Here is a 12,180-nt window from a genome sequence, read left to right as displayed (position 1 = left end):
AGGGCTGGAGCGGACGGAAAGGCGGCGGACCAGGGACGGCCACGAAAAAGGGGGCCCGAAGGCCCCCTTGGTGCGTCGTGGCGAATCCGAGCCGTCTTTAGAACTTGTAGGTCAGGCCGAAAGCGACCTTCCAGGCATTGTTGTCGTTGTTGTTCGCCTCGTGGGCCAGGCGATGGCCCCAGACGCTCTGCTGGAACTGACCGTGGGCCCAGCCTGTCTCCATGACGGCGGCCAGGTTCTCGTAGATCATGTACTTGGTGTCGAAGTTGAGTCCCATGAGGTATTCGTTGGTGGTCAGGTCATGCCCCATGGTGAAGTAGGTGTTGCTGTAGTTGAGCACCGCGTCACGGATGGCGCGGGGCGAGTTGTTGCCGCGCATGTACACGAAGGTCAGGCGGTTGGTCAGCTTGTCGATGAACGAGATGTTGTTCAAGGACGCGCCGATGCCGTAGTTGCCGACCGGGCTCGCGTACATGTTGGAACCCTTGCCGAGCTCCTGGCTGTCGTCGAAGAGGAAGCTGTTGCCCGGACCCCAGGCGGAACGCATGTACGGCATACGCTCGGAGCCGTTGCGGGTGGACTTGTCCTCACCGGTGGACCAGAAGGCGAACACCTGGGGCGTGACGACCTCGAGGCCCGTGTATTCCGCACCGGCGTCGATCATCCAGCCGCCACGGCTGGAGGCCTTGTGGTCGGAAGTGGCGCCGGCGCCGTAGATCACGTCGGCATAGAAACGGACCGGATCCAGGGCAGTCACTTCAAACGCGCCGCCGACCCAGAAGTAGGGGTTCTGGGAGTTCTTCCAGGAGCCGAGCTGGCCGCTGGTCGTCATGTTCCGGGAACTGGCGGCGGAGACCAGGGTGTTGGCGAAGGAGTTGCCGGAATCCACGGTATCCGTGGTGTCCTTGTACGAGTAGTCGGCGTTGCGGCCGGCCACGGCGACCATGCCCCAGGGCGTGGCCTTGAAGCCTTCCAGGGTGACGGGCAGGGCCAGGAAGTAGGCGTCCAGCTCGTCGGCCCGCTGGGTCGTGGTGGCGTCGTAGGTCCGGTTGGTGTCGATCAGGCGGCCAAAGCCGGTAATGACCGACAGGGTGTTGTCAATCAGCGGCGCGGTGATGGTCAGGGCGGCCATCTTGTCGCTGAAAACCGGGCTGTTGTAGAACAGGGCCGACTGCGGCAGGTTGACGTCCTGCAGACCGGCCGTCACCTGGATGTTGTCGCAGCCGGGCACCTTGAACTGCAGATAGGCCAGGTCGACCTGCAAGGACGTGGCGGCATCCGGGTTGGCGGCCGTGAAGGTGCCGTGGCCCCAGACGTCTTCGACCTTCAACCCCAGACGGAACTTCACGGCCTCGTTGGCCACGAAGTCGGAACGCAGGCGGAAGCGTTCCCAGATCTCGAAGGTGTCTTCGGTTTTCGTGCCGGCCTTGTTCCAGCCGGTGAAGTTGCGGTTCTCGAAGAAGTTGCCGTACACGCGGGCGTCACCGGTCATCTTGACCTCGGTGGCGGCGTGGGCGGCGCCCAGGGCGCCGAAAACCATGCTGGCCGCAAGGGCCAGGCATCCAAGTCTCTTCATGATTCCTTCCTCCAAATCGTGGGCTCGCAGAACGAGACGCCATCGACGCACCGGCAAGTCCGGGGGCGAATCCGGAGATTGTCGTGAGCCCGGAGTATGCCCCCTTGGACGGGAAAACAAGTTATAAAAGGTAAATTATTAATATATGAATTTATTGAAATGTTGTAACCAACCAGGCTGTTACAGAATGCAACGGCGGTTCCCACGGTTGCAGATCGCAACAAAGAGAGGGCGGCCCGGAGGACCGGAATCCAGGCGGGAGGCCGGGGAGCGGGGAAGAACCTGCGGCGCGCTTTTAAAAAATACGCCGGTATTTTTTATGGTGTTGCATTAAAAATAAGCATCCCGGACTTCGCGGGCACGACCCGAGCGAGGGCCGAGGCCAGCTTGAAGCCGACAAGGGATTTGATCAGGGCGCAGGTGTTTCGGGGCAGGATGGTTTCGGCTTTTTCCGTGCCGGCCCCGGCCTCGGCGTACAGCCCGGCCTGGACGGCCCCGGCGGCCGGCGTCAGCTCGTCCGGCACGAACCCGCAAAAGGTGCCGACCACGTTTTTGCCGGCCGCCTGGGCCTCCTGGATCTCCCGGATCCGCAGGCCATGGACTTTCGAGAGGACGAAATCGAGGTATTCCGCTCCTTTCAGGCGTCCTTCCTGGGACAGGTCGATGTCGCCGTAACATTTCCCCAGGACCGCCAGCAGCGCGTCGTGGGCTTCGAGGTCGAGATCGAGGCTTTCCCACATGGCCGTATGGGCTTGATCACTCATGGTTTTCCTCCAGGCTCCGGGGTGGGGTCGTCTTTCCTTACGCGGAGGTGCTGGCGGCGTGAAATAGTTTATTTAAATAATTTCAAGATGATAGTATTGCAATAAACTATCGCGCCGGCGCTAAAGGAATCCCTCAACCGGCCGAAAAGGGAGGTAGAACCAGCGTCCGGCCGGAGAGCCGGACGCGTTGCCGCCAGGGAGGGAGGCGCATGGCCCGTATCATCCGTATCGAAGACCATCGTCGGGCGCGGGACCCGCAGCAGGGGATGGCGACCAATCTGTCCCCCAGACGGCCGCATCTGAGCGATCGGGACCTGTGGACCAGGGATTACAGGGAAACCGACAACATCATGTACGCCGTGCTCAAGATAAAGGAGATCCTCGACTACCATCTCTATTACGACGACGTGTGGCCGTACCTGCTCCTTTCGTTTCTGGAGGCCGTGCACAATACCAAGCAGGGGGACGGGCGGGAACTGCCCGGCACCGGGGCGTCGCTCAAGGATTACGTGTTGTCGGCCATAACGCCCGGCAACAAGCGGGACCTGTCCATGGTGCTCCTCCTGACCGACCTGATCGAGAAGTCCCCGACCTACCGGGGCACCTCGACGTCATCCTGAAAGGCCACGGCTGCCCGTCCCGGACGGCCACGGCCGAGGATCGGGAGAGCGCCCCCGGCCGGGGGCGGCGGGCGTCAACATCACCGAGGCCGCGGGCCGCCGGGTTGCCATGGGCGGCCCGGCGGCCCGCGGCCTCGGTTCGGATTGCTGCCGGCCCGAACCGGCTACTGGAGGATCTTTTTCCAGAACGAGCGGTTGTCCTTGGGCGGGCCGGGCTTGGCCCGGTTGCGTTCGCGCTTGCATTCGACCATGGCGAAGGCCTCGGTCTTGCCTGCGGCGCAGCCGATAAAGACCTTCACGTGGTATTCGTTCTCGTTGAATAAAAGGAAGTATTCGAGGAGCGTCTTGCCGCCCGGGGCCGGGGAGGTGGCGTCCGGCCGGCCGTATTGGGCCGTGAACTGGCCGGTTGCGGCGGGCAGGTCGCATCGGTCGAGGAGCTCTTCCGAAGGGCTCAGGGAAAAGCTGTCCTTGTAGATGCAGCTGTTGTCCAGAATGTTCTTGCCGCCGGGATTGGTCGGCTGGGTGATGTAGAGCGTTTTGGCCAGCATCTCGCCCAGGGCCGGGTTGGGGTGAAAGGCCGGCTCCTGGGCGTGGGCCGGGACCGGTCCGGCGGCCGGCAGGAGGGCCAGGACGGCCAGGACGGTCAGGACGAGGCGCGCGTACACGGCCATGGTCACCTCCGTTTCCGGGGCCGGGCGGCGGCGGGCGGGTCGCCCGCCACCCCTCGTCCCCAAATTTCCGCCCACCCGCAGGCGGACACCTTCAGACAAAGGCCCCGTTCCGTGCCCGTGACGGGATTCCAAAGGGCGGGAGCCCTTTGGCCGCCGGAGGCTTCCCCCCGTCCCTCTCCGATGCCCCGCTCCTGCCCCCGGCCGGACTCACGCCACGCCGCCGAGTTCGGCAATCCAGCCGGCCACCGGCTCCTCGATCACCCGGCGGATTTCGGCCAGCCGGGCCTCGGTCTCGGCCTCGAAGCGCAGGACCAGCACCGGCTGCGTGTTGGAGGCGCGAAGGAGTCCCCAGCCGTCCGGAAAGGTCAGGCGCACCCCGTCCACGTCGATGACGTCGAAGCGGTCCTTGAAATAGGCCTTGGCCTTCTCGACCACCGCGAACTTGAGGGCGTCCGGGCAATCCATGCGGATTTCCGGCGTGTTGACCGTGGCCGGCCAGTCGGCCAGCATGTCCGCCAGCGGCACGTCGGAGGCGGCCACGATCTCGGCCAGCCGGGCGGCGGCGTAGAGGCCGTCGTCAAAGCCGTAGTAGCGGTCCGCGAAAAACATGTGCCCGCTCATCTCGCCGGCCAGGATGGCGCCGGTCTCGCGCATGCGGGACTTGATCAGCGAGTGCCCGGTGGCGGCCATGACCGGATGGCCGCCGTGGGCCGCGATATCCTTATAAAGCAGGTGGCTGCATTTGACTTCCCCGATGACCGTGCCGCCGGGATGGTTGGCCAGGACCGCCCGGGCGTAGAGGGCCAGGATCTGGTCGCCGTACAGGAGCCGGCCCGTGCCGTCGACCACGCCGATGCGGTCCGCGTCGCCGTCGAGGCCGACGCCGAAGTCCGCGCCCTCGGCCACCACCCGGGCCGCCAGATCGGCCACGTTGTGAAGGACCACCGGGTCGGGATGGTGGTTCGGAAACCGGCCGTCGGGCTCGCAGAAAAGCGGGATGACCCGGGCCCCGGCCTGCCGCAGCACCTCGGCGCAGAGAAGCCCGCCGGCCCCGTTGCCGCCGTCGACCACCACGGTCACCGCCCGGGGCAGGACCATCTGGTCCACCACGTGCTCCACATAGGCCGGCTTGATGTCGTGCTCGCACACGATCCCGGAGCCGGAGGCGAACTCCCCGGCCGCCATGATGTCGTAGAGTTCCCGGATGGCCTGGGTGTGGATGGTGGTTTCGCCGCACCAGACCTTGAAGCCGTTGAACTCCGGCGGATTGTGGCTGGCCGTGACCATGATCCCGGCTTTGCGGCCCAGGGCCTTGACCGCGTAGTAGAAGACCGGGGTCGGCACCATGCCGAGGCAGACCACGTCGAGGCCCGAGGAGGCCAGGCCGACGGCCAGCCGGGCCTGGTATTCGGGGGAGGTCAGCCGGCAGTCGTGGCCGAGCACGGCCTGGGAAAGACCCTGGCGCTTGAAATAGACGCCCGCGGCCCGGCCGAAGCATTCCACCCACTCGGGATCGAAATCCACGTCCACCACGCCCCGGATGTCATAGGCCCGGAAAACCCCGGGCAATACAGGCTTCATGCGATCTCCTTGCGGTCCAGGCGAAAACGGTCGACCGGGGCGTCCCTTGACCTTCCCCCCTATCTCTCTTATGCCGCCTGGAATGAACTGGGATTGGGAAAAGCTCACCGAGCAAAAACGCCGCCAGGGATCGCCTCTCCCGGATCCAGGCCGCGTGGGCGAGGATTGGGGACGGAAACTGTCCACCCTCAAGGGACGGCTGCCCGGCGGGCCGAAAATCGTCATCCTTGTCCTGGCCGTGTTCTGGCTGGCCAGCGGCATCTACATCGTGGAGCCCGACGAAGCCGGCATTGTCCAGCGATTCGGTGCCTACGCCTATTCCACGGGACCAGGACCGCATTACCACTTACCGTTTCCCGTCGAGACCGTAAAGACCCCGAAGGTTTCCCAGGTCCGGCGGGTGGAGGTGGGCTTCCACTCGAACTACGGCCGCGACGGCGCGTCGTTGCAAAACAAGGCCGTGCCCGAGGAGTCGCTCATGCTGACGGGCGACGAGAACATCGTGGACGTGCAGTTTATCGTGCAATACCAAGTCAATAATCCGGTCAATTATCTCTTCAAGATCGACCATCCCGATCAGACGCTCAAAAGCGCGGCCGAGGCGGCCATGCGCGAGGTCATGGGCGACGCCAAGATCGATTCGGTGCTCACGGCCGGCAAGCTCAAGGTGCAGACCGACGCCAAGGCCCTGCTCCAGGCCATGCTCAACCGCTACGACAGCGGCATGGACGTCCTGGCCGTGCAGCTCCAGGACGTGCACCCGCCCCGGGAAGTGGTGGACGCCTTCAAGGACGTGGCCAGCGCCCGGGAGGACAAGGTCCGTCTTGTCAACGAGGCCGACGCCTACGCCAATGACATCCTGCCCAAGGCCCGGGGCCGGGCGGCGGCCATCCTGAACGAGGCCGCCGCCTACCGGGAACAGGTCATCCGCCGGGCCAAGGGCGGCGCGGACCGGTTCTCGGCGCTGCGCGTCGAATATGAAAAGGCCAAGGACATCACCCGCGACCGCCTCTACATCGAAGGCATGGAGACGCTGCTCTCCAACCCCGGGCTTGAGAAACTGGTCTTAAGCGACGACGCGGCCCGGCAGGCCGTGCCCTACCTGTCCCTGGACGCCCTGCGCCAGGCTCCCCAGGTCCCGGCGCCGGAGAATCCGGCCGGCCGCTCCGAGGGGCAAAAGGCCGATCCGGCCAAGGCCAAGGGGGGCAAGCCGTGAGAATTTCCCATATCGTCATCGCGGTCGTGGCCTTTGTGGGCCTCGTGACCGCGGCCCAGACCATCTACACCGTGGACCAGACCGAGGTGGCCATCGTGCTCCAGCTCGGCAAGCCCACGGGCGACACCAAGGGACCGGGGCTGCACGCCAAGATCCCCTTCATCCAAAACGTGGTATTTTTCGATTCGCGGCTGCTCGAATACGACGCCAAGGCGTCCGAGGTCCTGACGCTGGACAAGAAAAACCTGGTGGTCGACAACTACGCCCGGTGGCGCATCACCGATCCGCTGCTCTTTTACCGGACGCTGCGCACCGTCAGCCGGGCCCACGCCCGCCTCGACGACATCATCTACGCCGAACTGCGGGTGGCGCTTGGCCAGTACACCCTCCAGGACGTGGTTTCGGCGAAGCGGGCCTTCATCATGGGCGAAGTGACCAAGAAATCGACGGAAATCCTGTCCCCCTACGGCCTGGAGGTGATCGATGTCCGCATCAAGCGGACCGACCTGCCGCCGGAGAACGCCCAGGCCATCTACGGCCGCATGCGGGCCGAACGCGAGCGCCAGGCCAAGCTCTACCGTTCCGAGGGCTGGGAAGAGATGGAGAAGATCAAATCCGGAGCGGACAAGGACCGGGCCGTGCTTTTGGCCGAGGCCGAACGGCAGGCCGAGGTGCTGCGCGGCGTCGGTGACGCCGAAGCCACGTCCGTCTGGGCCGGAGCCGTCAGCCAGGCCCCCGACTTTTTCGTCTTTACCCGCAGCCTCGAAGCCTACCAGAAGGCCATGTCCCAAAACACCCGGATTTTTTTGACGCCGCAAAGCCCGTTTCTCAAGTACCTGCGGTAGGTCTCGTGCCCAGGCCGTTGTCCCGGCTGCCTGTTCGACCGGGACGGCGGCCCGCTTTTCGGGGGCGCGACGGCCGGCCGACAGGCTGCCGTTTTGTCCGGCCCGCGCCGGCTGGGGACGGCCTGGCCCGGCTTTTCACCACGGCACCCCACCGCCAGGCCGCCACGCTTGACAAGGCGCGCGCATTTGACGGAAGGTGCATGGCCTTTCCGGGAGGAAGGAAAAAACCGGCGGCCGCCGGCCCCTTCCCCGCCATTCCCGGAGCAACCCAGAGGGGGAGACGATGGTTCTGGAGCTGATAAAGCCCGGCACGAACATCAATTTTCTGAAATACAGGAAGCTTGCCTACCTGATTTCGGCGGCGATCATCGTGGCCGGGTTCGTGTCCCTGGCCGTCAAGGGCGGCCCCCGTTTCGGCGTGGACTTCGCCGGCGGCCTGTCCATCCAGGTCCGGTTCGCCAAGGCCCTGGACGTGGAGACCATCACCAAGGCCGTGGACCAGGTGGGCCTCGACAACGTGGTGGTCCAGCGTTTCGGCCAGGACGAGGCCAACGAATTTCTCATCCGGGCCTCGGACAACGGGGTCAACCAGGAGACCGTGCGGGCCTCGGTGGAGGCGGCCCTGGCCAAGAACCTGCCGGACTCGGGCTACGCGGTCCAGCGCCTGGAGATGGTCGGCCCCAAGGTCGGGGCGGATTTGCGCGGCAAGGCGCTCGAAGCCATTTTCTATTCCGTGCTCCTGATCGCCATCTATATTTCCGGCCGCTTCGAGCAGCGGTGGATGGCGGCCGGCATGATGGCGGCCGGCCTGGCCGGCGGCATCTACCTGCTCAAGCTCGCCGGCGCCTCGACCGTCTGGCTGATCGCCGCAGCCATGTGCATCACCCTGGCCCTGTGTTTCGTCATGCGGCTCAAGTACGCCCTCGGGGCGGTGGTGGCCGACCTCCACGACATCCTCGTCACGGTCAGCATCTTCTCCCTCCTCGACAAGGAGTTCGACCTGACCATCGTGGCCGCGCTCCTGACCATCCTCGGCTATTCGCTCAACGACACCATCATCGTCTACGACCGCATCCGGGAAAAGAACCGGGCCGTGGGCAAGGCCCTGCCCTTCGAGCAGGTCATAAACGCCAGCGTCAACGAGACCCTCTCGCGCACCATCCTGACCGCCGGCACCACGCTCCTGACCGTCGCCTGCCTCTATTTTCTCGGCGGCGCGGTCATCCACGACTTCGCCCTGGCCATGCTGATCGGCATCCTGGCCGGCACCTATTCCTCGATCTTCGTGGCCAGCCCCATCCTGCTGGACCTCGGTTCCGGGCTTACGCCCCGGGCCGGCGCCGGAGCCGGCACGACCGCGCCCGCCAAGGCCTGAGCCAGCCCCGGGCCATTCCGACGCTTCCGACGACCAAGGCCGCCCCCGACGGGGCGGCCTTTTTTGTGTCCAGGGTTGGCCGGCGGGCCGTCCGGGCCTGCCCGCCGGCCGCCGCGCCATGGCGCGGGCCTACAAGGCGTCTTCCGTGACGGCCTTGCCCGGGTGGGCGGCGTTGTACGCGGACAGCTCCCGGCTGTACCGGTCGTATTCCTTGCGGGCCGCCTCCTTGGCTTCCTGGTACCGGGCCGAGTCCGCGGCGTTGCCGTCGCGGCGGGACTCTTCCTCGGCCTGGGCGTAGCGCAGGTAGGCGTTGCGGTTGACCTTGACCTTTTCGACCAGGAACTGGCCATGGTCCGGGTTGACCCAGGTGTTGCGCGGGCCGCAGCCGAGGACCGCGGTCACGAGAAGTCCGGCCAGGCCGGCGGCGAAGCAACGGGAAATGGCAGGAATTGGGTGCATGGCATTCCAGGTGGTTTCGGCCCGTACGTCCGAATGGAGGTGGAATCGGAACTAGAGCCGGATGTTGACGATGCCGCCGAGGGGGACTTCCACGGACCCGGCGGGAAGGGGTTCGACATGGCCTCCGGGCGCCGGTTCCACATGGCCTCCGGGCACGGGCTCGACATGGCCGGCCGGCGAGGTCGACACCGCCCCGGCCGGGGAGATGGCCACCGTGCCGGGTGGCAGGGCTTCGAAACGGCCGGGCGGCAGGGCCTCGAAGCGGCCGGGAGGCTGGGCCTCGATATGGCCGGCGGGAGACGCTTCGGTATGTCCGGCGGGTGTGACGGCTTCGGACATGTCTTCCTCCGGGAGCGCCGACCGGCGCTCCTGGCCTCGCTATGCCCCACTTTCCGGCCCAAGGCAATCTGCCTGTCGGACGGCCTGCCGGGCTGGCCGTGGCGGGCCCCGGCAAGGGGCCGTTGGATAAGGCGGGCCGGCGGCGGGATCAGGCGGCCTTGGCCTGGCGGCGGGGCCGCACGAGGGCGTCGGTGGCCAGGCCGGCCAGGTAGAGGACGCCGCGCAGGAGCAGCGGATAGCGCGGCGCGTCGGTCCCTCCGGGCAAGGCGCCCGGGGCCGCCAGACCCTCCCTGTCGCGGTCGGCCAGACGCTGGCGCAGGGCCCGGGCCTCGTCGCTGCGGTCGTTTAAGGCCAGGCTCTTGTCCACGGCCCGCCGGGCCAGATCCGGGCGGCGCAGGAAATGGTAGGCCTTGGACAGGCTGAGATAAATGTCGGCGTTTTGCGGGGCCAGTTCCTGGGCATGCCGGAAAAGCGAGATGGAGGCGGCGTAGTGCCGGTCGCGCAAAAGCTCGTTGCCAAGGGCCAGAAACGGGTTGAACCCGGCCTCGTCGGCCGCGAGCAGGGCCAGGAACTGGTCGCGCAGCTCCGTGAACCGCCGGGCCCGGGCGCAGGCCGAGGCCGCCTGCTTCATGTACTGGCGGTACTGGCGGGTGCTGCCCTTGGCCAGCCAGGCCCGGGCCAGGCCGAGATAGGCTTCCACGAAGAGCTCGTTTGCGCCCAGGGCCTTGTGAAAGGCCACGATGGCCCGTTCGAAGTCCCGGACGGCCAGGGCCGCCATGCCTTCCTCGAAAAGCCGGGGCGCGGCGTCCGGGGTCTCGGCCACGGCGGCAAAGTCCCGGGCCGCCCCGTCCAGGTCGCCCGCGGCCTCGCCGGCCCTGGCCCGGGCCAGGGCGGCCTTTTCCGCGGCTGCGAACCGGGCCACATGGGCGGCCATGGAGAGGTGCCGCCGGAAGGTGTCCTCGGAATAGGGACGCAGGCAGTAGCCGGCCACGCCGAGCTTGACCGCGGCCAGGACCTCGGCCCGCCGGCCGCCGACGGTGGCCAGGATGACCGGGATGCCGGCCAGGGCCGGATCGGCCCGCAGGGCGGCCACGAAGGCCTGGCCGTCCATGTCGGCAAGCGTCGCGTCGCAGAGGATGAGATCCGCCCCGCCGCGCCGCAGGTGGGCCAGCGCCTCGGCGCCGCTCGTCACGTGGCGGGCGCCGAAGATGCGGGCGCGCTTTAAAAAGTCCCGGTCGATCTTGGCATGGCCTTCGCTGGCGGAGACGATGAGCGGGGAGCGAAAAAGGGGCGTCGTGGGCGCGGTCATGGCCAAAACCTCGTGCTGGCGTTTGCGGCGCAGTGCCGTTTGCACAAGGCGTATCGGCCGGTTGGCCGTTTGCTTTAGAGCGGGGGGGCCAGGGCCGGGCAGGCCGGCGGGGGGGAGGGAAAGAACGCGGGCCGCCCGCGGGCCACGGGGCCGGCGGGCGGTCGGATGTCCGGAAACGGGGGACGGCCTAAAAGGCGGCAGCTTTCTTGATCAGGCGCACGAGCTGGTTGGTGAACCCGGCCTCGTTGTCGTACCAGGCGAGCACCTTGGCCATGGTGCCGTCGAGGACCTGGCTGGCCTTGGCGTCCACCACGCCGCCGTGGGTGTCGCCCACGAAGTCGATGGACACCAGCGGCTCGTCGGTGAACCCGAGGTTGTCCCCGGCCGCCGCCTGGAGCACGGCCAGCATGCCGGCCGTATCGGTCGGCTTGTCGAGCTCGCAGGTGAAATCGACCACGGAGACGTTTGGCGTCGGGACCCGGATGGACATGCCGTCGAGCTTGCCGGTAAGGGCCGGGATGACCTTGGTCACGGCCCTGGCCGCGCCGGTGGTGGTCGGGATCATGGACAGGGCGCAGGCCCGGCCCCGCCGCCAGTCCTTGTGGGAGCCGTCCAGGATGCGCTGGCTCATGGTGTAGGAGTGGATGGTGGTCATGAGCCCGTGCCGGATGCCGAAGGCGTCGTTTAAGGCCTTGGCGATGGGGGCCAGGCAGTTGGTGGTGCAGGAGGCGTTGGAGATGATGCGGTGCTCCGGGGCCAGCTCGTGGTCGTTGACGCCCATGACGACGGTCACGTCCTCGTTTTTGCCGGGCGCGCTGATGATCACCTTTTGCGCGCCGCTGGCCAGGTGCTTTTCGCACGATTCCCGGTCCACGAATTTGCCCGTGGTCTCGATCACGAACTGGCAGCCGCAATCGGCCCAGCGCCAGTCGCCGCCGCCGTGGCGGGTGATCCGGACCAGCCTGTCGTTGATCATGAGGCCCTCGTCGCAGGGGACCACCGTGCCGGCGAACCGGCCGTGCACGGAATCGTACTTGAGCAGATGGGCGAGCTGGGCGTTGTCGGCCCGGGCGTTTATGGCCGTGAGGGTGATGTCGGGGTCGTCGGCCAGAAGCCGCGTCAGGTACCGACCGATCCGGCCAAATCCGTTGATGCCGATCGTAACCGCCATATCCTGGTCCTCCTGGGAGTTGTCGTGACTGTCGGGGTGGGGCGCGTCTCGGCCCGGAGCGTCCGGCGGACGGGAGAGGCCCGCAAACGCGGCGGATTATAGGCCGGGTGACGCTTTTGTGTCAATAAAACGTCGCTCTTTTCCAAAGGGTTAGCCCGCCTTCCCGGGGCCGGCAGGGCCCTGGCCGCCAGGGGGGGCCGGGGCCCCCGGAAAGGGGCCGCTGGCGACCGGGCCCCCATCGGGCGGGGCCGCGC

General features: G+C 66.8%; 12 protein-coding genes. 4 read left to right on the top strand and 8 right to left on the bottom strand.

Annotation, left to right across the window (positions count from 1 at the left end):
* Positions 1 to 97: 97 nt before the first annotated feature.
* Both DFW101_RS09510 and DFW101_RS09505 read right to left on the bottom strand, forming a co-directional pair.
* Entirely contained in the window at positions 98 to 1,576 is a 1,479-nt protein-coding gene (locus tag DFW101_RS09510; protein ID WP_009181297.1) for an outer membrane homotrimeric porin, read from the bottom strand.
* Between the two features lie 317 nt (positions 1,577 to 1,893).
* Positions 1,894 to 2,340, bottom strand: coding sequence for a 2-hydroxyacyl-CoA dehydratase (locus DFW101_RS09505; protein ID WP_009181296.1), 447 nt, complete (start codon positions 2,338 to 2,340; stop codon positions 1,894 to 1,896).
* 209 nt (positions 2,341 to 2,549) lie between these two features.
* On the opposite strand from DFW101_RS09505, the gene DFW101_RS09500 reads away from it, so the two are divergent.
* Positions 2,550 to 2,960 (top strand): hypothetical protein, encoded by a 411-nt coding sequence (locus DFW101_RS09500; protein WP_009181295.1) that lies wholly within the window; start codon positions 2,550 to 2,552, stop codon positions 2,958 to 2,960.
* 164 nt (positions 2,961 to 3,124) lie between these two features.
* Here DFW101_RS09500 and DFW101_RS09495 read toward each other — a convergent pair whose 3' ends face one another.
* The gene (locus DFW101_RS09495; RefSeq protein ID WP_009181294.1) at positions 3,125 to 3,631 is read right to left on the bottom strand and encodes a hypothetical protein; all 507 of its coding nucleotides are present in this window, start codon (positions 3,629 to 3,631) and stop codon (positions 3,125 to 3,127) included.
* 207 nt (positions 3,632 to 3,838) lie between these two features.
* On the bottom strand, positions 3,839 to 5,212 hold the full coding sequence (locus DFW101_RS09490) for a phosphomannomutase/phosphoglucomutase (RefSeq protein ID WP_009181293.1): 1,374 nt from the start codon (positions 5,210 to 5,212) through the stop codon (positions 3,839 to 3,841).
* Between the two features lie 82 nt (positions 5,213 to 5,294).
* Here DFW101_RS09490 and hflK point away from each other — a divergent pair, with 82 nt between their 5' ends.
* The 3 genes from hflK (at position 5,295) to secF (ending at position 8,648) form a co-directional block, all read left to right on the top strand.
* Positions 5,295 to 6,428 carry an FtsH protease activity modulator HflK gene (gene hflK, locus DFW101_RS09485; protein ID WP_009181292.1) on the top strand — a complete coding sequence of 378 codons (1,134 nt, stop codon included), beginning with the start codon at positions 5,295 to 5,297 and terminating at the stop codon, positions 6,426 to 6,428.
* The gene (hflC, locus tag DFW101_RS09480; protein WP_009181291.1) at positions 6,425 to 7,273 is read left to right on the top strand and encodes a protease modulator HflC; all 849 of its coding nucleotides are present in this window, start codon (positions 6,425 to 6,427) and stop codon (positions 7,271 to 7,273) included. Before hflK ends, hflC begins: the two co-directional genes overlap by 4 nt.
* A gap of 283 nt (positions 7,274 to 7,556) precedes the next feature.
* A complete protein-coding gene (gene secF / locus DFW101_RS09475) occupies positions 7,557 to 8,648 on the top strand; it encodes a protein translocase subunit SecF (protein WP_009181290.1) in 1,092 nt (363 codons plus the stop codon).
* 129 nt (positions 8,649 to 8,777) lie between these two features.
* Here secF and DFW101_RS09470 read toward each other — a convergent pair whose 3' ends face one another.
* The 4 genes from DFW101_RS09470 to gap all read right to left on the bottom strand — a co-directional run bounded on the left by DFW101_RS09470 (position 8,778) and on the right by gap (position 11,926).
* Positions 8,778 to 9,107: a hypothetical protein gene (locus DFW101_RS09470; RefSeq protein ID WP_009181289.1), complete on the bottom strand. Its 330-nt coding sequence runs from the start codon at positions 9,105 to 9,107 to the stop codon at positions 8,778 to 8,780.
* 51 nt (positions 9,108 to 9,158) lie between these two features.
* The gene (locus DFW101_RS09465; RefSeq protein WP_043642822.1) at positions 9,159 to 9,446 is read right to left on the bottom strand and encodes a hypothetical protein; all 288 of its coding nucleotides are present in this window, start codon (positions 9,444 to 9,446) and stop codon (positions 9,159 to 9,161) included.
* Positions 9,447 to 9,594: 148 nt separating this feature from the next.
* Positions 9,595 to 10,755 carry a response regulator gene (locus DFW101_RS09460; RefSeq protein WP_009181288.1) on the bottom strand — a complete coding sequence of 387 codons (1,161 nt, stop codon included), beginning with the start codon at positions 10,753 to 10,755 and terminating at the stop codon, positions 9,595 to 9,597.
* Positions 10,756 to 10,942: 187 nt separating this feature from the next.
* Positions 10,943 to 11,926, bottom strand: a complete 984-nt coding sequence (gap, locus tag DFW101_RS09455) for a type I glyceraldehyde-3-phosphate dehydrogenase (protein ID WP_009181287.1) — start codon at positions 11,924 to 11,926, stop codon at positions 10,943 to 10,945.
* Between the last annotated feature and the right edge of the window lie 254 nt (positions 11,927 to 12,180).

This window comes from Solidesulfovibrio carbinoliphilus subsp. oakridgensis (assembly GCF_000177215.2).
In the GTDB taxonomy this organism is placed as follows: Bacteria; Desulfobacterota; Desulfovibrionia; order Desulfovibrionales; family Desulfovibrionaceae; genus Solidesulfovibrio; species Solidesulfovibrio carbinoliphilus.
Note: the sequence above shows the minus strand (reverse complement) of the source record. Positions and strands in the feature narration are given on the sequence as shown.

Excerpts from the sequence above, each read along its gene's own strand:
- hflK (WP_009181292.1), top strand. The coding sequence starts at position 5,295 with ATGAACTGGGATTGGGAAAAGCTCACCGAGCAAAAACGCCGCCAGGGA.
- DFW101_RS09470 (WP_009181289.1), bottom strand. The coding sequence starts at position 9,107 with ATGCACCCAATTCCTGCCATTTCCCGTTGCTTCGCCGCCGGCCTGGCC.
- DFW101_RS09500 (WP_009181295.1), top strand. The coding sequence starts at position 2,550 with ATGGCCCGTATCATCCGTATCGAAGACCATCGTCGGGCGCGGGACCCG.
- secF (WP_009181290.1), top strand. The coding sequence starts at position 7,557 with ATGGTTCTGGAGCTGATAAAGCCCGGCACGAACATCAATTTTCTGAAA.
- DFW101_RS09465 (WP_043642822.1), bottom strand. The coding sequence starts at position 9,446 with ATGTCCGAAGCCGTCACACCCGCCGGACATACCGAAGCGTCTCCCGCC.
- DFW101_RS09490 (WP_009181293.1), bottom strand. The coding sequence starts at position 5,212 with ATGAAGCCTGTATTGCCCGGGGTTTTCCGGGCCTATGACATCCGGGGC.
- gap (WP_009181287.1), bottom strand. The coding sequence starts at position 11,926 with ATGGCGGTTACGATCGGCATCAACGGATTTGGCCGGATCGGTCGGTAC.
- DFW101_RS09460 (WP_009181288.1), bottom strand. The coding sequence starts at position 10,755 with ATGACCGCGCCCACGACGCCCCTTTTTCGCTCCCCGCTCATCGTCTCC.
- DFW101_RS09495 (WP_009181294.1), bottom strand. The coding sequence starts at position 3,631 with ATGGCCGTGTACGCGCGCCTCGTCCTGACCGTCCTGGCCGTCCTGGCC.
- DFW101_RS09510 (WP_009181297.1), bottom strand. The coding sequence starts at position 1,576 with ATGAAGAGACTTGGATGCCTGGCCCTTGCGGCCAGCATGGTTTTCGGC.
- DFW101_RS09505 (WP_009181296.1), bottom strand. The coding sequence starts at position 2,340 with ATGAGTGATCAAGCCCATACGGCCATGTGGGAAAGCCTCGATCTCGAC.